Raw genomic sequence first — 17,992 nt, forward strand, 5'->3', positions numbered from 1 at the left:
CCTCTACTGCCACACGACGGCAAAAACGGCGATCGCCGCGATCACACCGGCGATCATCGCCAGTGCATAGTGAGTGACGACGCCGGTCTGCAGACGCCGCAGCGTACCGCCGCCAACAAGGATGGCGCGTGCGAAGCCATTCACGGCGGCATCGACGCCGTTGAGATCGACCCGCAGTCCGGCACGCGCCGCACCGTGCAGAAGCGGCAGCGCCACTGTGTCGGACACGTTGCTCACCGCCTTTTCATAGCGCGCCAGCGGCCTCTCTGCGAGCCACAGGAAGGCCCGCGCACCCTTGCGGTAGAACCAGTCCGTGTCGATGCTGATTGTGTTTTCTGGATCGAGCGCTTTCAGGAACAGGACGAAACCCAGCGCGGTAAACATCAGCAAGCCCAGGCTCTCGGTGACATGGACGCCCGTATAGGGCTCAAAGGCGACCGGATAGGGAAGGAGCGCATACAGGGGTTCCGGGAACACGCCGATCACGATGCAAAACACCGCCGCTATCCCCATGGCAACCAGCATGTTGCGGGGCGGCTCCCGCGCCTCCAGCTTTCGGTCGGGTCCGAAAAACATGTAATACGGCAGCTTGAGGCCGGTGTGCAGGAACGTCCCTGATGACGCCATCGTGAGCGCCAGAACCACGAGCGCCCGGTGGTCCTGTCCGGCGGCGGCGATCACCATCGACTTGGTGACGAAGCCTGAGAAGAACGGAAAGGCCGAGATCGCGAAGGCACCGACCATGTAGAGGGCAACCGTCAGCGGCATGGTTTTGTAGAGCCCGCCGAGTTCGGTGAGCTTGCGCCGCCCCGTGACGTGGATCACCGCCCCCGCGCCCATGAAGAGAAGCGCCTTATAGAGGATATGGGCAAACGCGTGGCTGGTGGCTCCGTTCACGGCCATCTCGGTGCCGATGCCGATACCCGCCACCATGTAACCCACCTGGCTGACGATGTGATAGGCAAGCAGCCGCCGACAGTCGTTCTCAAGCACCGCATAGATGACGCCGTAGAGCGCCATCACGGTGCCGAGCCAGACGAGAAGCTCGGTTCCAGGAAATGCGCGCGCCAGCACGTAGACGGCCGTCTTGGTGGTGAAGGCGCTCATGAACACCGCCCCCGTGACAGTCGCCTCGGGATAGGCGTCGGTCAGCCAGGCGTTGAGCGGCGGCACCGCGGCATTGAGCAGGAACCCTGCCAGGATCAGATAGCCGCCGACGTCCATTGTTCCCGCAAGAGCGCCGCCCCCGATCGGGCCGAAGAGCAGCGAGCCAGCCGCGAGCCCGTGGAGCACGATACCGCCGAGCAGAGCGACGCCACCGGTGAGATGCACCATCAGATAGCGAAATGCGGCACGGATTGCCCGTTCGCCTCCTTGCGCGAAGACCAGATAGGCCGACGCAAACGCCATGCCCTCCCAGAAGAGGTAAAGGGTGAGGTAGTCGCCGGCGAAGACCACGCCGAGCGCGCTGCCGACATAGACGAAGGCCGCCACGTGCTGGCCGGCTTGCGACAGATGCAGCGCGTAGACCATGCCGATCAGCGCCATGATGGTGAAGACCGTGGCGAAGACGATGCTGAGCTTGTCGACCTTTGCAAACAGGATTTCCTGCCCGATGAAGCGCCCCGCGCCATAGCTGCCCGGCTCCATCGCGAGGACCGCGGCGATCGCCAGAGCCGGGATTAGCACCAAGTAGGTCTTGCGGATCGATCCCTTCAGGAACGGGATCGGCACGGCACCGAGAATGAACAGAAGGGCGGGATGGACGAACTCAATCATAATAGTCCTCGCGCCGCATGAGCCCGCCCTGATGGCCGAGGAACTTGGAAACGAAGATGAGCAGCAGGCAGGAGCCGAAGCCATAGACGGCAGACCAGCCAGGCAAACGGTCCCAGAGATATTCGGCGTGTTCGCGCGGAACCAGGAAATCGGCGACGACGATGAGAGCGAGCATGATATAGAACAACCGGCGGCGCGACCGCGCATGGCCCTCGTCACCAAAGAAATCGACGACACGCTTGATCATCTGACCACTCCTTCCGCCAAGGTGAGGAAATAACCGGGGAAGATGCCCATCAGCACCGACAAGGCAGCGGTGGCGACCAGCGGGATCGTCACCAGCGGAATCTCACGGACAGGTTCCGCCGCTCCCGGCGCCTCCGCTTTGAAAAAGGCGATATAGCTGACGGGCAGGAAGTAGGCGGCGTTGAGGACCGAGCTCGCCAAGAGGACGGCCAGGAACGCCATCTCGCCTGCTTCGACCGAGCCGAGCGTCAGATACCACTTGCTGATGAAACCGGCGGTTGGCGGCACGCCGATCATGCTGAGTGAAGCGACGAAGAATGCCCCCATCGTCCAGGGCAGCCGGCGGCCGATGCCGGCCATGTCACTGATGTTTCGTTTTCCCGAGGCGCAGTAGATCGACCCGGCGCAGAAGAACAGCGTGATCTTGGAGAAGGCGTGCACCGCGATATGAAGGATGCCGCCAATCATCGCCACGGGAGACAAAAGCACCGCGCCCAGCACCACGTAGGAGAGCTGGCTGACCGTCGAATAGGCGAGCCGCGCCTTCAGGTCGTCCCGGGTAAGGGCATAGATCGACGCCATCAGGATGGTGAAGGAGACGAGGTAGGCCGTCGCAATGCCGAGACCCAGCCTGCTCACCAGATCCACGCCGAAGACATGGAACACCACCCGCAACACGCAGAACACGCCCATCTTGACCACCGCCACGGCATGCAAGAGCGCGCTGACCGGCGTCGGGGCAACCATTGCAGCAGGCAGCCAGGCATGCATCGGCATCACCGCGGCCTTGGCGAAGCCGAAGAGGTAGCAGAAATAGACAACCGTCAGCAGCGGCGCCGAGGCATCGACCCTCGCCAGCAACCCTCCGGGTACAAAGTCGAGGGACCCGGCAATTTGATAGGTCAGCGCCAGCGCGGCGAGAAGCACGCTTTTCGACGCGCCCATCAGGTAGACGAGGTACTTCCGGCTGCCCGCCCAGGCCTCTTCGTCCTCATGGTGGTAGACGAGCGGATAGGTCACGAGGCTCAGCACCTCGTAGAAGATTACCAGCGTGAACAGATTGGCAGCAAACGCACCACCGACGGCGGCGGCGAGACTGGTGGCAAAGCAGGCGAAGAAGCGGGTCTGCGCGTGCTCGTTCAGGTGTCGCATGTAGCCGATGGAATAGACCGCCGCGACGATCCACAGGAGCGAGGAGACGGTGGCAAACACCATGCCGAGTGCGTCGACCCGGAAAGCGAAGTCGATCCCCGGCAGGATCTCGAACAGGCGCAGTTCGACGGTGCCGCCCGCCAGCACGATGGGCGCCATCGAGATGACGATCGCGAACATGGCGACCGCAGCCAGAGGCGAGACGGCATCCCGGATTTTCTCGTGCTTGTTCAGAAGGAGAACTGCAAGTGCCGCCAGCCCGGCGATGGCGACGGCAAGTAGCGGCCGGACTGATAGCACCGGTTCCAAGCCGCTATCCTTTCATCGCCGTGACGTCGTCGATCTTGAGGGTGGATTTGTTCCTCACGAGGGCGACCAGAATGCCGAGGGCGACGGCAACCTCCGCCGCGGTGATGGCAATGACGAAGATCGCGAAGATCTGCCCGCGAAAATCATCGTAGTAACGTCCGAAGGCGATGAAATTGATGTTGACCGAGTTGAGCAGCAGTTCGAGCGACATCAGCACGACCAGGATATTGCGCCTGAGCAGCACACCCGCGGCTCCGATCACGAACAGGACCACTGCGAGTGAAATGTACCACCAGAGCGGAACCATCACCCGAGCTCCTTCCGTGCCAGCACTATGGCGCCGACAAGTGCCGCGAGAAGGATGATCGAAGCGACTTCAAACGGCAGGAGATAGTCGGCGAAAAGTGTCGTGCTGAGCTGCCTGACTTGATCGCCGGCGCGCCGTGCGATCGGCTCAACCGCCGAGAAGCGGCCGCTCCAAAGCACCAGTGCAAGCATTTCGACCCCAAGCAGGACGAGCAGGGTCAATGCAGGCAGATTTCGCCCCGGCAGAAACCGCTGCAGCACCGCCTCGCGCACGTCGATCATCATGATCACGAACAGGAAGAGGACCATGATGGCGCCGACATAGACGAAGATCTGCACGACCGCGAGCAGCGGCGCCTCGAGCAGGACGAAGATTGCCGAGATCTGCAGGAAACATGCCATCAGCGCCAATGCGCTGTGAACAGGGTTGCGCGCCAGGACGACTGTCAGGGCGGTGATCACGGCCCCCGCAGCAAACAGAAGGAAGAACCCCTGGCCCATTGACGCAGCCTCTCCCGCGCGAACCATTCCGCGGCGCGTGACGGCCGGAATTCAGATAGCGCCGCACTTTGGTTGCGTTCATAAATTGTGCCTGAGGGAAGGATTTTTCACAAGAATATTGTCGGCAACATAATCGAATGAGGCCACGCCGAGCCTAAACCGGCTTCGTAGAGGTGACTTGCCAGTACGCGACCCTCAGGGTGACTCCCTTCTTGGCAGTCTGTGCACATTCCGGAACAGATGATTTCATGAGCCCGCAAACAAACTGCGGCCCCCTCGCCGACTTTAAAGCGAGCAATGTCAGTAGATTCATTGAAGAAACTGGGATGCTTAGGCGGGACACCACTCACCGCGTGACGACTGGCTAACGTCGCAATCCCAGTCCTTCTGAACCGCGCAGTGTACCGGAAGGCTGAATGCTACTCACTCTGGCGGAAATTGCGGATACGATCGAAAAGAACCGCGAGGATAGTCGCACTGCCGATGAACGTACCCTGCCAAAAGGCGTTGATGCCGAGAAGCCCGAGGCTATTGCGGATCACCTCGATCAGTGCTGCGCCGACGAGCGCGCCGAAGGCAGTGCCGACGCCGCCGGCGAGATTCGCGCCCCCGATCACGGCTGCGGCGATGACCTGCAGTTCCATGCCGGCGCCGATATTGGTCGTCACCGCACCGAGCCAGCCGGTTTGGATGATGCCGGCGACGCCGGCCGAGAGCGCCGAGATCATGTAGACGCAGACCTTGATCGGTCGCACGGGGAGGCCCGTGGCAGTGGCCGCCTTCTCGTTGCCGCCGATGGCGTAAATGTAGCGGCCAATCCGGGTCCAGCGCAGCACGAAACCGGTGAGCAGTGCCAGCATGATCATGTAGATCACCGGGTTGGCGATACCGAAGACGGATCCGCCGCCGAGCGACAGCAGTTTGTCGTGGTCCGGGCCGAACTCGAAAACCACCGTATTGTTGGACGCGACCATGGCCAGGCTTCGGGCAATCGAGAGCATGCCGAGGGTCACGACAAAGGGCGGAAAGCCGAGATAGGCAATGAGGATGCCATTGAACGCACCGATCACCAACGCAGTCGCGATCGAGACGGCAATGCCTGTCTCGATGCCGTATCCCGCGTGCATCGTGACCGCGAGCACCATGCTGCACAGGCACAGTACCGAGCCCACCGAGAGGTCGATCCCACCGGTGATGATGACGAGCGTCATGCCGAGGGCAATGATCGCGACGAAGGTGACGTTCCGGGTGATGTTGTAAAGATTCTTTGCGGTCGCGAAGCTGTCGGTGGCAAATGACAGAAAGATGCAGGCAAGGATGACAGCGATCAGAACCCAGAAGGTCTGGTTCCCGAGGATCGTTCCTCCGAGCGTGCGCTGCCTGCGCTCGATCGTCTGGTCCAGCGTCGTTGCCATCGTTCCTCCCATTCCTCCGGTGCAGAAGATCGAGCTCGATTGTCCCTCATCCACTCTCGATGGCTCCGGTAATCAGCCCCGTCACCTCCTCCGGCGAAGTTTCTGATATCGGTTTGTCCGCCACCTTGCGGCCCCGGCGCATGACGACGACGCGATCGGCGACATCGAAGACATCGGGCATACGATGGCTGATGAGCACAACCAGGATGCCGCGATCGCGCAACTGCCGGATCAGATGCAGCACTTCGGCCACCTGGCGCACGGAAATTGCCGCCGTCGGCTCGTCCATCAAGACGATCTTCGCCTGCGAGATCATCGTACGCGCAATCGCCACCGCTTGCCGTTGGCCACCCGACATCTGCCGCACGAGGTCGCGTGGCCTGGTCTCCGAGCGGAGTTCTTTGAAGATCTCCCCGGCGCGGCGGTACATTGCCTTGTAGTCTAGCACGCGCAAGGGGCCGATACCGCGCCTCAGTTCGCGTCCGAGGAAGACATTCGCGGCCGCGGAGAGGTTGTCACAAAGGGCCAGATCCTGGTGAACGATCTCGATGCCGAACTGCCTTGCCTCGATGGGGCGATGCAGGACGATATCGCTGCCGTTAAGGCGCATGGTTCCGTGGCTCGGACGGAAATTGCCTGCGATCATTTTGACAAGCGTCGATTTGCCGGCGCCGTTGTCGCCCATCAGGCCGACAACCTGACCGGCCTCTAACGACAGCGAAATGTCATTCACTGCCTGTATGGCCCCGAAATGCTTGGAAATATTGCTGAGCTCTAGCAGCACGACCAGCCTTCCAGACTCGCCAACACGCGCCAATCCGCCAGGACGCCTCGCCGCATGTCCGCCCCCTCGCGAGCCAGCGACTGCTTATTTACGCAAATCGTCATGAACGCGTCAATGATCTCTCACCCGATAAACCTGTTTTGTATGACAAATAGACATTGAGGCGAAGCGATCATATATTAGCTAATTCTTGGGAGATAAGCATGCTTATCCTTGTCACCGGGGCAACTGGCAAGGTCGGGCGGCACCTCATAGCAACGCTGCTTGATCGGCCACGTTTTTCGCAAGCGCGCGTTCGCGCGCTCTGCCATAACCGTGTGCTCGATCCAGCCGAGCGGCTCGATATCATCCGCGGCTCTATCGCCGATCGCGCGGTCGCGGAAGACGCGATTGCCGGTGTCAGCCACGTCGTGCATCTGGCGACTTGCAAGGAAACACCGGCCGACGTCATGGACGTGACCGTCAAGGGCCTCTTCTGGCTGCTCGAAGCGTTCAGAACGAGCCCCACGGCACGGCAGTTCATCCTGATCGGCGGCGACGCCGCGGTCGGGCATTTCTTTTATCCTCATGACGGACCGATAACGGAGGCTACACCGCACCGCGCCTATCCTGGCTGCTACGCGCTCTCGAAGGTGCTCGAGGAAGTGATCGTCGAGCAGTACGCGATCCAATACGGGTTGAACGTCTGTTGCCTCCGGGCGCCGTGGATTATGGAGAAGGACGACTTCAAATATTCGCTTTCCTTCGGCGATGACGTGTTCGGTGGACCCGACTGGAAAACGCTTTTTGCGCCCGACGAAGCCAGGCGCTACGCGGAGGCCGGAACGGTTCCGTTGCTGCGCGATGCCGACGGAAGGCCGCTCAAGCGCAACTTCGTTCACGTCAGCGACCTCGTCTCGGCAATACTCAACACGATCGACAATCCGCGCGCAGAACGCCAGCGCTTCAACGTCGCCATGGATCGCCCGGTCGACTACGGCGAGGTCGCAAGCTACCTCAGGCGCACGCGCGGTCTGCCGTCCGTCGACGTTCCAAGCCACTTCCACTCGAACTGGTTGGACAACAGCAAGGCGAAGTACCTGCTGGGCTGGCAGCCGGAATACGATCTTAAAAAGCTTATCGACCAGGCCTGGCAATACGAGCGTCCGTCAAGCGACCCTCGCATCGTCTGGTATCCGGGTTGATTTGTGCCGCGGACGGACAGCGTCCGCTTGTTCAACGGGAGGATAGAATGAGGAAAGCATTGGTGCTTGCAGTTGCAGCGCTCGCCCTGGCCGCCGGCTCCGCCGGCGCCCAGACGAAGAAGCAACTCGTCATTGTCGTCAAAGGCCTCGACAATCCGTTCTTCGAGGCAATCAACCAAGGGTGCCAGAAGTGGAACAAGGAAAACACAAGCTCGGAATATGAGTGCTTCTATACCGGCCCGGCGTCGACCTCCGACGAAGCCGGCGAGGCGCAGATCGTCCAGGACATGCTCGGCAAGCCCAGCACGGCTGCGATCGCCATTTCGCCATCCAACGCCAAGCTGATTGCCCAGACGCTGAAGACGGCCAACCCGACAATCCCGGTCATGACGCTCGATGCCGACCTCGCCAAGGAGGACGCGGGTCTGCGCAAGACCTATCTCGGCACCGACAACTACACGATGGGCGCGCGGATCGCCGACTACATCAAAAAGGCCAAGCCGAACGGTGGCAAGATCTGCACGATCGAGGGCAACCCTGGTGCCGACAACATCCTGCGGCGTGCCCAGGGCATGCGTGATGTGCTCACGGGAAAAGAGGGGCTGGCCGAACTGAAGGGTGAAGGCGGCTGGACGGAGGTGGCGGGCTGCCCGGTCTTTACCAATGACGACGGCGCCAAGGGCGTGCAGGCGATGACGGATATCCTGGCTGCCAATCCCGACCTCGACGCCTTCGGCATCATGGGCGGTTGGCCGCTTTTCGGGGCGCCGCAACCCTATCGCGACCTGTTCAAGCCGATGGCGGACAAGATCGCGAAAAATGAATTCGTCATCGGCGCGGCGGACACGATCGGCGACGAGGTGGCGATTGCCAAGGAAGGTCTCGTAACCGCGCTCGTCGGCCAGCGCCCGTTCGAAATGGGCTACAAGGCGCCGTCGGTCATGCTGGACCTGATCGCCGGCAAGCCGGTGGAGGATCCGGTATTCACAGGCCTCGACGAATGCACCAAGGACACGGCGGACACCTGCATCCAGAAGTAAAACCGCCGCCGGGGCGCCCTTTACCGAGCGTCCCGGCCTTCGCCCTATCCCCGACAACCGGGGTCAGCACGCACTCTTGCCGGGTGGCCGCGGCAACCTGCCACGACCCCGCTTGGAAGATCTCCCTTACGAACTATCATCGATAGGGATCATCCCCCAATCTTGCAGGACATGGAGAACACAATGACCAAGCGGATCATCTTCACCGGAGGCAGCGGCAAGGCCGGCCGCCATGTCGTGCAATACCTCGTCGAACAGGGCCACCAGGTGCTTAACCTCGACACGAAGCCCCTCGACAACCCGAAAGTGCGCACGCTGATCACCGACATCACGGACAGCGGCCAAGTGTTCAATGCACTGTCAAGCTACACGGGCCTGCACGAATTCGACCCTTCGCTCGCGCCGCAGCCAATCGATGCAGTTGTCCACTTTGCCGCGATCCCGCGCATCCTGATCGCCCCCGACAACGAGCTCTTTCGCGTCAATGCGATGGGCACCTACAATGTCATCGAGGCGGCGGTGAAGCTTGGCATCCGCAAGATCGTCATCGCATCGAGTGAGACGACCTACGGCCTCGTTTTCGCCAACGAGCCGCGAAACCCGCGTTATTTTCCGCTCGACGAGGACTATGACGTCGACCCGATGGATAGCTACGCACTCTCCAAAGTCGTCAATGAAAAGACCGCGCGCGCCTTTGCACTCAGAAGCGGCGCCGACATCTATGCCCTGCGCATTGGCAATGTGATCGAGCCGAACGAATACCATCTCTTCCCCGGCTGGTTTGCCGATCCGGGCTTTCGCAAGCGCATTGCCTGGAGCTATGTCGATGCGCGCGACCTCGGCCAGATCACACTGAGGGCCGTGGAGACGGACGGTCTTGGGTTCCAGGTCTTCAACGCAGCAAGCGACGATACGTCCTCCGACATTCCAACCCGCGAACTGATCGACCGGTTCTACCACGGCGTCCCTGTCAAGGGGCAGATCGGCGAATACGAGACGCTCTTATCAAACCGCAAAGCCCGCTCGATGCTCGGCTTTGAGCCGCAACACAGCTGGCGGAATTATGTTGACGTCGGGTGACGCTCTGCGCGGCTGAGCGTTACAGACGCGAGAAAAGACGAAAATGGCTGAACGACAATCAGGAAAAGTCTCCGCCGGATCGACCACGGCGGAGGCGAAGCGTGCGAGCCGACGCCTCGATGCGCCGCGTATGTCGGGACCCAGCGTCCACATGTCGCTTGCCGATGACATCGGGCTCAGTATCGTGCGTGGCGACTATCCGCCCGGAACGATCCTGCCGAATGAGACGCAATGGACGGAAATCTTCAACGTCAGTCGCACTGCGGTGAGAGAGGCGATCAAGATATTGATGGCCAAGGGCTTGCTCGCCTCGCGCCCGAAAGTCGGCAGCTGGGTAGAGCCGAGAGAGCGTTGGAACCTGCTCGATCGCGACGTTCTGAGCTGGTATGCGGTCTCACCGGACCGTCTCCAGTTCCTCAAGACCGTACAGGAATTTCGCCACATCCTTGAGCCGGAAGCGACGGCGCTCGCCGCCACCCGCCGGAACGAAAAGCAGATGACCGAAATCAGCGCGGCATTGGAAGACATGCAACAGGCGACAACGCTGCAGACCCGCATCCAGGCCGACACACGCTTCCACCTTGCAATCCTGCGCGCGTCGGGAAACGATCTCCTGGTGCCGCTCGTGGCACTCATCGAATCTGCACTCAACCACCTTTTCCTGCTGGTGACCCGGGAGGACAGCAGCTCCGTCCATGCGCTGAAGCTCCACGAGAACATCGAGAAAAGCATTCGCCTCCGACGCCCGAACGCGGCTCGCAATGCCGTACGGCGACTTCTAGCCAATACCGATGAGCTCATAGCGCAATCGGGGCGCAATGCATGATCGTCAGGTCGGATGGCATGAGGCCCCCGAGCGCACCTCCGCTTATGTGAGAGTTCACTGCCGCGCCGCGCGATGTCGTGCGCGAAAGTCGGAGCGTTCGCCTTCAATCATTAGGCACTGTCTACGACGGGCACGGCGGTGGCCGCAGGCGGCCTTCGCTAACAGGACACGAAAGAGCTCGACCGCGCGCCGTCCGAGCCGCGAATCGCGTGAATGCGCGGTTGCGGGAGGGGGCAGCCTTGAATAAGCTGCAGTGGCAATTTGCAGGCCACTCAGCTGACGAGGATAATCATGGCAATCGGTACCGTTAAGTTTTTCAATCAGGACAAGGGCTTTGGCTTCATCACACCGGACAACGGCGGAGCGGACGTCTTTGTCCATGTGTCAGCGGTGGAAGGCGGAAGCCCACTTCGAGAGGGTCAAAAGGTCAGCTACGAACTTGGCCAGGACCGCAAGACCGGAAAATCGAAAGCCGAAAACGTCAGGCCAGCTTGAACGTCTCGACCTCCGGGACTTCCTATGGTCGGGCGATCTCGGCAATGGCAAGCTGAGCCGTCAAAGCGGAAAGCAGATCACCGCTTTAGCTTGGTTTAAAGCCAAGCACGAAATCGACGACCTTCGAGGGGGACATTTCGCAGGGCTTGAGTGTGGTGCTCGCACCAGAAAGCACATAAAAGTTGAAGCTGACGACATCCGCTCCGCCCAGTTCCTCGCCATATAACCAGATCCGCCTGCCATCGGCCGAGCGCTTGACGGTCAGGCCCCATGGGCGACCTGCGAAGCTTCCCAGTCCATAGCCGTCGGGAAGCTGCGCAAGCGTCTTCTCAAACTTGACCAGCACCTCATACGACAGCTCTGGCACGGACGGCGTCATGGCGCGAGGTACTCGTCACAATTGCAGCGACCGTCGGCGTCCATTCGCGAGGCCGACCGCTTCTTTTGACCGCAGAGGCCTATCATCGCGTTTCCGAACTGGCCTCCGTCGCGCTCTGGCGGGATGACTTCGATGTCGATGTCGATGTCGAGGTCGGAAAGGACATTCGTGGCAAACTGATCCATCTCGAGGTTCCATGTCGGGGACGGCAATCTTAGCAGGATCATCATCTGTCCGAGATCGATATGGGCCGGAGATCCGGATCAGCGCTTCACGTCGTTTTCCTGAAAGAGCCGGATCGTCAGGTGCTGAAGCAGAATGATCGTTTTGGCGTCGCGAATCTCACCACGGTCGATCATATGGATCGCGTCGGACAACGAGATTTCCATTACGTCTATGTCTTCTCCCTCGTCAGGAGCACCTCCGCCGGTTCCCACCCTGTGTTTCTCGGTATATTCGCCGTAGAAAAATGCCAGGTATTCCGTGACCGATCCGGGGCTCATGTAGATGTCGAAAAGATGCGTCAGTTCGGAGACATCATACCCAGTTTCTTCGATCAGTTCTGCACGCATCCGCGTTGCCGGCTCGGCACCATCAAGCAGTCCCGCCGGGGTTTCGATTAATGACTCCAGACCGCCATTCAAGAAAACCGGCAAACGAAACTGACGGGTCAGCAGAACACGGCCACTTCGGGGATTGTACAACAGGCATGTCGCCCCGTTACCACGATCGTAAGCCTCTCGGGTCTGCCGCTGCCAACCTCCATCCCTGAGCCGAAGTTCGAATTCGTATTTGGTCAGCCGTCCCCAATCATTCGCCAATACACGCTCCGCGATCGGCCGGAAAACACTCTCGTCCATCAAATCACCACTCTCTTGTTTGCCGCTTCAAAGGCCGTGCGATCGGCCTCGTACAGTCCGCCTAAGGCTACAAAAGCCGCCGCTCGCTGATCTTGAACCAGGCTTTGGCAATCTTGCCGTTTTCAACTTCATAGATACAAACGACATCGACCTCGCCCTTCCCTTCCGGAAAAGTTCGCGCAACCGTGGTCGATGACGACATTGCCGACCACGATAAGTGTCAGCAGAGTTCAATGTAGATCAGGCTCTTTGAACCGTTCGATATGTCGCTCCCGAATTTCGACAGCCCCCTGCCAGAAGCGCGGAGGGAAATGCGTAGTACTGGCAATCATCAGCCTACCAAGGCATGAATGCCTCAATATCTCGGGCGTTATAGGCTTCGAGCTGTCTTTGGACGGGGAGCTCAATTTCTGCCCTATCGATTGTACTCAATGAAACACCTCTTCTTTTTCCTTTTCAAAGGCCGTGTAGCCGGCCTTCGACATGCGTGCGCGTTTCGCCGCCTACCCAAATTCGGCCAACGTCATCGCGGCCCACATGAAGCCGGCCATGGCGCCCAAGACGGGTCCCCTGGGCGGCGACATAATCCCCCTCAACCGCACCTCCAGCGAACAACCACTGTGCGATCGAGGCATTGAGGCTTCCGGTGACGGGGTCTTCGACGATTGCACCCAAATGGTCGCTGAAGAACGCGCGAACCTCGAAGGCTGCATCTCGACCCTTTGCATGCGGACCAACCACACCAACGTCGATCCGACCGGCCCAGTTGCGGAGCGGATTGAGCGAAAGCACTTTCTCCGCCGATGCCAATCTGATCCCCAGCCATCCAGGTCCATTGTCGATCCAGGCGGCATCAAGGATATCGCAAGGTTCAATGCCCAACAGCTGTCGGGCCCCATCCAATTCACCCTGTGTTGGCGCGCCGGAACGGATCAGCGGCGGGGCGGCAAACGAAAGCCGCCCCTGCATACGCCGGATCGTGACCAGACCGGCGTGGCATTCCTGAATGATTTCCGTCGCCTTCTTCGGCACCCGACCCGTCGAGAGCCAGACATGACAGCTTCCAAGCGTCGGGTGCTCGGCAAAAGGCATCTCCCTGTCCAGCGTGAATATCCTGACCCGGTAGTCAGCATCTGGATGCGTGGGCGGCAAGAGGAAGGCGGTCTCCGACAAATTGAACCACCGCGTCAACTGCTGCATTTCATCCGTCGACATGGCATCTGCGCCGATGACGACCGCCAGCGGGTTACCAGAAAACGGCCCGGCGCCAAACACGTCGACCATATGGACGGCAAGGGTCATGACATCGCGCTTTCAATTTGGGTCACTTCATTGGGGCATCGACAGGCCCAAACATCAGCTCTGCGAAGCAAGCAGTTTAAGGCCCGCAACCGCGAATACCGCCGAGAGCACACCTTCAATCCAACGCCGCAATCTGGCGTATAGGGCAATCATGGAGGCCGTCGAAAAGACGATGGCGTAGCCACCGAACACCAGGACGCCGAGGATGGCGCAACCGCCAATGATCACCGGTAGCGTGCCTGCGGGAGCATCCTGACGGAACCCCAACGACATGATCGCTATCCAGGCCAGAATCGCCTTCGGGTTTCCGATATGCATGAGAATGCCCTGCCGATAGAGCGATCGATAACAAGGCGTGGCAGCCCTTGCGTCCTTGTTCGTGATGTCGGAGATCGGCTTCAGAGCCGACTTGCCCGCACGAAAAGCCAGATAGAGCAAATAAACACCGCCAACGATCTTGATGACGAAAAGCGCCTCTGCATAGGCGGCCAACGCGGCGGAAATGCCCGTCGCCGCCAGTACTGCCCAGAAGAGTGAGCCCGTGATGACGCCCGCCGCCAAGACGAGGGCGGGCACGCGGCCGTCGCGCATCGCCGTTCCCATGATCGCCATGTTGCTCGGCCCAGGACTGGCGGTGGCGACGAGATAGGTGCCGTAGACGAGTGCTATCTGACTGCCGATCATTCGAATTTCTCCAGAAACAGAAGGCTTCTCCAGCATCAATGCTGGAGGTCTCCGCGGTGAACGATGTGGACCTTGTTTCCGTCGGGGTCGCGCAGATACGCACCGAAGTAACCATCGCCGTAGTGTGGGCGCGGGCCTGGGGCGCCTTCGTCCGTCCCGCCGTGCGCGAGACCCTCGGTGTAGGCCGTCCTCACAGCCTCCTGCGAGGGGGACAAAAAGGCGGCCAGGCAGCCATTGCCGGCCGTCGCCGGCTCGCCATCGAAGGGGATGTAGACATAGAAGCGCGGCAGTGGCGCTTGAATAGCCACCCAGCAAAGCGCCGGAGGCCCGCCATCGGAGGTAACGACGCGGCGTTTCAGGCCGAGCGGAGCAAGCACAGCGTCATAGAAACGACCCGCCCGCTCAAGATCGCGCGCCCCGACGGTAACATGACTGAACATCTGGCCCTCCATGCGCCCGTCATCGCGGTCAGGCGCCTCCTGCAAGTGTGTATTTCGTTCAGCGTCGTCATAGCGTATGTTACACTTGCTGTTTATATGAATAGTGTCATGTGACACTTTTATCGAGGTGGCGAACATGCTCCTTCAATCGCCATGGGCACCACGTCTCGCCGACATAGAGGCGAATGCCGCCGAGCGGCTGGTGCTCGCTCTCGCCGACGACATCATCGAAGGGCGGCTGACGGGAGGCGACCGCCTGCCGGCGCATCGCGATGTCGCATGGAAACTGGGGATTGGCCTCGGCACGGTGACGAAAGCCTATGCCGCTCTTGAACGGCGAGGTCTGACGCGTAGCGTCAAGGGCCGGGGAACGTTCGTGGCGATCCGCCACGCACACAAGGATCGGCAGATCGATCTCTCATCCAACGCCCCGCCGGCAACGCTCAACGCACGCCTTCTGGCGCGGACATTGACCGGGATCGCGCGCAAGATCGATGCGGATCATCTCAATCTCTACGCCCCACCCGCCGGACATCTGGAGCACCGCCGTGTTCTGGCCCGCTGGCTCGAAACACTGGGTCTCATCGTCGATCCGTCGCATCTGGTGCTGACGAGCGGCGCCCGCCAGGCGCTCTCACTGGCCTTCGACCTCGCCTGCGGTCCGCAGGGACTGCTTCTGACCGAACGGATCACCTATCCCGGCGCGATCGCGCTGGCCCGGCGCAAGGGATATCGGATGCAGGGCGTCAGGATCGACGCAGAAGGGATGGTGCCAGAGGCACTGGCAGAGGCGCTCGACAGCGCCGCATCGGCCGGCAGCAAGGCAGTTTACCTCACTCCGACGCTTCACAATCCGACCACCGCCACGATGGGCGGGGAGCGAAGGCAGGCCATCGCGGAAATTTGCCGTCGGGCGGGCGCGCGGATCATCGAGGACGGCGTCTATGCGCCAGCCGGGCCGGCTTTGCCTCCGCTGACGGCATTGGCGCCCGAGATCGCCTTTCATGTGAACGGGCTGTCCAAGTCGCTTGGCCCCGGATTGCAGATCGGCGTGCTCGCGTTGCCGGCTGGTTTTAACGAAACAGCGGAAGACGCCTTGCAAGACATGCCTCTGACCCCCTCGCCGCTCTCCTGTGCAGTGGTCGAGGAATGGCTGATCACCGGCGTCATCCCTTCGATCCAGCGTGATCTGCGCCATGAGGCGCGGCGTCGATCCAGTCTCGCTGTCTCTCTTCTCGGTACGGCCGAACTTGTCTCTGATCCCGATGCTTATAACGCCTGGCTGCCGATGCCGCGCGACGCTGCCAACCATTTCGTATCCGTCGCTGCGGCGACCGGCATCAAACTGACCCCACCGGATTCCATGATGGTGGATCGAGAGGATCGGGCGAGCGGAATTCGGCTTTGCCTTGGCGGCGCATCGTTCGAAGATCTGACCGAGGCACTGACACGTCTGGCGCAGTGGCTAATCGAGATGCGGAGGCAATCTCCGAAATAAGACAAGCGAACACCCCACCTCACGCAACCGCCTGGGCGCCCGTTATTTCGACAAGCGAGCCACAAATGAACGCGGCTTCCTCCGACACGACGACGTTAGAACACGAAGTCGCCTCTCGCAGATAGCTCCCGATTTGCCGTAGCTGGCTCAAAGCAAACAGATTGCTTTGGGCGGGCCTAAGTTGCGATTACGACTTCAGAGGCGCTTCAACATCCGAATAGGCCTGGACAGCGTCTGGCAGCCTCGCGCCACGGATCTCGATCGCTGATACGGAGGCGTTCAGTTCGGCGATTTCGGCGGGCGAGAGCTTGATTGCCGGCGCACCGATGTTCTCGATCATGTGCGCCATCTGCGTCGTTCCGGGGATCGGCACGATCCATGGCTTTTGAGACAAAAGCCATGCCAGAGCGATTTGCCACAGTCTGGCCTGTTTGCGTTCGGCCCAAACTTTCAGGAGCTCGACGAGTGCCAGGTTGTGGGGCAGGTTTTCAGGGGCAAGGCGGGTCTCGGTGCCGCGGATATCCCCGGGGGCAAACCGCGTCTGCGCGTCGATCGCACCATTGAGGAAACCCACACCAAGAGGGCTCCACGGCACAAACCCGATGCCGAGTTCCTCGCAAACCGGGATCGCACCGGTCTCCGGGCCGCGCCAAAGCATGGAATATTCACTCTGGACAGCGGTCAGGAGCAGCGCCGCATGTGCTCGGCGTAGCGTGTTCATACCCGTTTCCGATAGGCCCCAATGCAGGACCTTGCCTTCGGACATCAGGTCCTTGACGGACCCGGCGACGTCCTCGATTGGCACCTGCGGATCAACCCGGTGCTGGTACAGAAGGTCAATGCGATCGGTACGCAGCCGCTTCAGCATGCCCTCGACGACAAGCTTGATGTTTCCGCCGTCCGATTTCCGACACAGTCGTGCTGGTATGGGGTCTGCTCCGGTGTGGCGGTTTGCGCCTCAGCGACACCGGCGTTCGTCACTGCGGCCCAGGTGCCCGCTGCCAAAAGCAGGTCTCGACGGTTAAGCTCCATGTTCTTCATGGTCTGGACGCCGAAACTCGGCTCTCTCGAAGTTTCGAGCGTCGGGCTCGTCGGACACATTCCCCCGGCAGATATTGCCTTGCGGCAATATCGATTGGCGCGCGCGATCTGCCCCGCGTCAAGGGCTTGCAGCGACTAAGCCTTGATGCGGATGGCTTTCGGGTCATAGGCGGCCGTAACGTGAGCGGTGACAGCGAAACGGACGCCGGCGAGTTCGACTTCAAAGTTGCCGGACTTCACGAAGTCGGTATCCACGCCGGTTGCATGTTCGATGAGTGCCAGCGCGACCGAACATCCAAGGGTATGGCCGTAGGCGGCCGAGCGCACCTCGCCAACGGGGTTCCCATCGCGAAGGATCAACTCGCCGCCCCAGAGCATTGGCCAGGGATCGTTCACTGTAAACTGCACAATACGGCGAGAAGGTGTGCCCTTCGCCTTTGCGGCAAGATAGGCCTGCCGGCCGATGAAGCCGCCCGTCTTGTCGGCGGCGACTGGCCGAGTTCGGTCAGGACAATCGCCTCGTTCCCATTCGGATCGAGGCGCCGGAAATGCTGATGGACGAAGCGCTGATCTGCTTGCGCGAACGTAGCAACGGCAAGCTTGTCAGCGCCTTCTTCGACATTGCGCGCAGTCTTGCAAAAGCGGCAGCGTGAGCTGTCGGCTTTCATCCG

The 17,992-nt window shown here is 60.7% G+C and carries 19 protein-coding genes and 3 pseudogenes; 7 read left to right on the forward strand and 15 right to left on the reverse strand.

All coding sequences use genetic code 11. The features are described 5' to 3' along the window. Positions 1-3 precede the first annotated feature (3 nt). The 7 genes from ACTJKE_RS27135 to ACTJKE_RS27165 all read right to left on the reverse strand — a co-directional run bounded on the left by ACTJKE_RS27135 (position 4) and on the right by ACTJKE_RS27165 (position 6,525). Positions 4-1,779 carry a Na(+)/H(+) antiporter subunit D gene (locus tag ACTJKE_RS27135; protein ID WP_440638564.1) on the reverse strand — a complete coding sequence of 592 codons (1,776 nt, stop codon included), beginning with the start codon at positions 1,777-1,779 and terminating at the stop codon, positions 4-6. Next, positions 1,772-2,026, reverse strand: a complete 255-nt coding sequence (locus ACTJKE_RS27140; protein ID WP_058327836.1) for a hypothetical protein — start codon at positions 2,024-2,026, stop codon at positions 1,772-1,774. Before ACTJKE_RS27140 ends, ACTJKE_RS27135 begins: the two co-directional genes overlap by 8 nt. After that, entirely contained in the window at positions 2,023-3,486 is a 1,464-nt protein-coding gene (locus ACTJKE_RS27145; protein ID WP_440638562.1) for a monovalent cation/H+ antiporter subunit D family protein, read from the reverse strand. The genes ACTJKE_RS27140 and ACTJKE_RS27145 overlap by 4 nt, the downstream gene beginning before the upstream one ends. A 4-nt stretch (positions 3,487-3,490) precedes the next feature. Beyond that, the gene (gene nuoK, locus ACTJKE_RS27150) at positions 3,491-3,793 is read right to left on the reverse strand and encodes an NADH-quinone oxidoreductase subunit NuoK (protein WP_057248739.1); all 303 of its coding nucleotides are present in this window, start codon (positions 3,791-3,793) and stop codon (positions 3,491-3,493) included. Then, positions 3,793-4,293 (reverse strand): NADH-quinone oxidoreductase subunit J family protein, encoded by a 501-nt coding sequence (locus tag ACTJKE_RS27155; protein WP_058327838.1) that lies wholly within the window; start codon positions 4,291-4,293, stop codon positions 3,793-3,795. The genes nuoK and ACTJKE_RS27155 overlap by 1 nt, the downstream gene beginning before the upstream one ends. A gap of 419 nt (positions 4,294-4,712) precedes the next feature. Next, complete coding sequence (locus ACTJKE_RS27160) at positions 4,713-5,708, reverse strand: ABC transporter permease (protein ID WP_113513589.1); 996 nt, start codon at positions 5,706-5,708, stop codon at positions 4,713-4,715. A gap of 46 nt (positions 5,709-5,754) precedes the next feature. Beyond that, positions 5,755-6,525, reverse strand: coding sequence for an ATP-binding cassette domain-containing protein (locus ACTJKE_RS27165; protein WP_440661508.1), 771 nt, complete (start codon positions 6,523-6,525; stop codon positions 5,755-5,757). Positions 6,526-6,695: 170 nt separating this feature from the next. Here ACTJKE_RS27165 and ACTJKE_RS27170 point away from each other — a divergent pair, with 170 nt between their 5' ends. From ACTJKE_RS27170 to ACTJKE_RS27190, 5 genes are all read left to right on the forward strand, one after another. Continuing rightward, positions 6,696-7,676 carry an NAD-dependent epimerase/dehydratase family protein gene (locus ACTJKE_RS27170; RefSeq protein ID WP_058327841.1) on the forward strand — a complete coding sequence of 327 codons (981 nt, stop codon included), beginning with the start codon at positions 6,696-6,698 and terminating at the stop codon, positions 7,674-7,676. A gap of 47 nt (positions 7,677-7,723) precedes the next feature. Further along, entirely contained in the window at positions 7,724-8,716 is a 993-nt protein-coding gene (locus ACTJKE_RS27175; protein WP_058327842.1) for a sugar-binding protein, read from the forward strand. 183 nt (positions 8,717-8,899) lie between these two features. Continuing rightward, a complete protein-coding gene (locus ACTJKE_RS27180; RefSeq protein WP_440661511.1) occupies positions 8,900-9,796 on the forward strand; it encodes an NAD-dependent epimerase/dehydratase family protein in 897 nt (298 codons plus the stop codon). A 43-nt stretch (positions 9,797-9,839) separates the two neighbouring features. Continuing rightward, a complete protein-coding gene (locus tag ACTJKE_RS27185; protein WP_440693014.1) occupies positions 9,840-10,622 on the forward strand; it encodes a FadR/GntR family transcriptional regulator in 783 nt (260 codons plus the stop codon). A gap of 291 nt (positions 10,623-10,913) precedes the next feature. After that, positions 10,914-11,117, forward strand: coding sequence for a cold-shock protein (locus ACTJKE_RS27190; RefSeq protein WP_057248747.1), 204 nt, complete (start codon positions 10,914-10,916; stop codon positions 11,115-11,117). An 85-nt stretch (positions 11,118-11,202) separates the two neighbouring features. On the opposite strand, the gene ACTJKE_RS27195 is transcribed toward ACTJKE_RS27190, so the two are convergent. The 6 genes from ACTJKE_RS27195 to ACTJKE_RS27220 all read right to left on the reverse strand — a co-directional run bounded on the left by ACTJKE_RS27195 (position 11,203) and on the right by ACTJKE_RS27220 (position 14,782). After that, a complete protein-coding gene (locus tag ACTJKE_RS27195; protein WP_440638553.1) occupies positions 11,203-11,496 on the reverse strand; it encodes a hypothetical protein in 294 nt (97 codons plus the stop codon). After that, on the reverse strand, positions 11,493-11,681 hold the full coding sequence (locus tag ACTJKE_RS27200; RefSeq protein WP_440693016.1) for a hypothetical protein: 189 nt from the start codon (positions 11,679-11,681) through the stop codon (positions 11,493-11,495). The genes ACTJKE_RS27195 and ACTJKE_RS27200 overlap by 4 nt, the downstream gene beginning before the upstream one ends. A 78-nt stretch (positions 11,682-11,759) precedes the next feature. Continuing rightward, complete coding sequence (locus ACTJKE_RS27205) at positions 11,760-12,356, reverse strand: NUDIX domain-containing protein (RefSeq protein ID WP_058327847.1); 597 nt, start codon at positions 12,354-12,356, stop codon at positions 11,760-11,762. Between the two features lie 456 nt (positions 12,357-12,812). Beyond that, on the reverse strand, positions 12,813-13,658 hold the full coding sequence (locus ACTJKE_RS27210; protein ID WP_440693018.1) for a PhzF family phenazine biosynthesis protein: 846 nt from the start codon (positions 13,656-13,658) through the stop codon (positions 12,813-12,815). Between the two features lie 54 nt (positions 13,659-13,712). Next, positions 13,713-14,342, reverse strand: a complete 630-nt coding sequence (locus ACTJKE_RS27215) for a LysE family translocator (protein ID WP_113513579.1) — start codon at positions 14,340-14,342, stop codon at positions 13,713-13,715. A 35-nt stretch (positions 14,343-14,377) separates the two neighbouring features. Next, positions 14,378-14,782 (reverse strand): VOC family protein, encoded by a 405-nt coding sequence (locus tag ACTJKE_RS27220; protein WP_058321985.1) that lies wholly within the window; start codon positions 14,780-14,782, stop codon positions 14,378-14,380. 136 nt (positions 14,783-14,918) lie between these two features. Between ACTJKE_RS27220 and ACTJKE_RS27225 the strand changes: the two genes are divergently transcribed. Further along, a complete protein-coding gene (locus tag ACTJKE_RS27225) occupies positions 14,919-16,280 on the forward strand; it encodes a PLP-dependent aminotransferase family protein (protein ID WP_440661518.1) in 1,362 nt (453 codons plus the stop codon). 187 nt (positions 16,281-16,467) lie between these two features. Here ACTJKE_RS27225 and ACTJKE_RS27230 read toward each other — a convergent pair. Continuing rightward, positions 16,468-17,172, reverse strand: a pseudogene (locus ACTJKE_RS27230) (aldo/keto reductase); the annotation flags it as partial. Between the two features lie 284 nt (positions 17,173-17,456). Next, positions 17,457-17,813, reverse strand: a pseudogene (locus ACTJKE_RS27235) (glycine cleavage T C-terminal barrel domain-containing protein); the annotation flags it as partial. Between the two features lie 2 nt (positions 17,814-17,815). Here ACTJKE_RS27235 and ACTJKE_RS27240 point away from each other — a divergent pair. Continuing rightward, positions 17,816-17,974, forward strand: a pseudogene (locus tag ACTJKE_RS27240) (LysR family transcriptional regulator); the annotation flags it as partial. Between the last annotated feature and the right edge of the window lie 18 nt (positions 17,975-17,992).

Origin of the sequence: Ensifer sp. 22521, assembly GCF_052044795.1 — a bacterium.
GTDB lineage: Bacteria > Pseudomonadota > Alphaproteobacteria > Rhizobiales > Rhizobiaceae > Ensifer.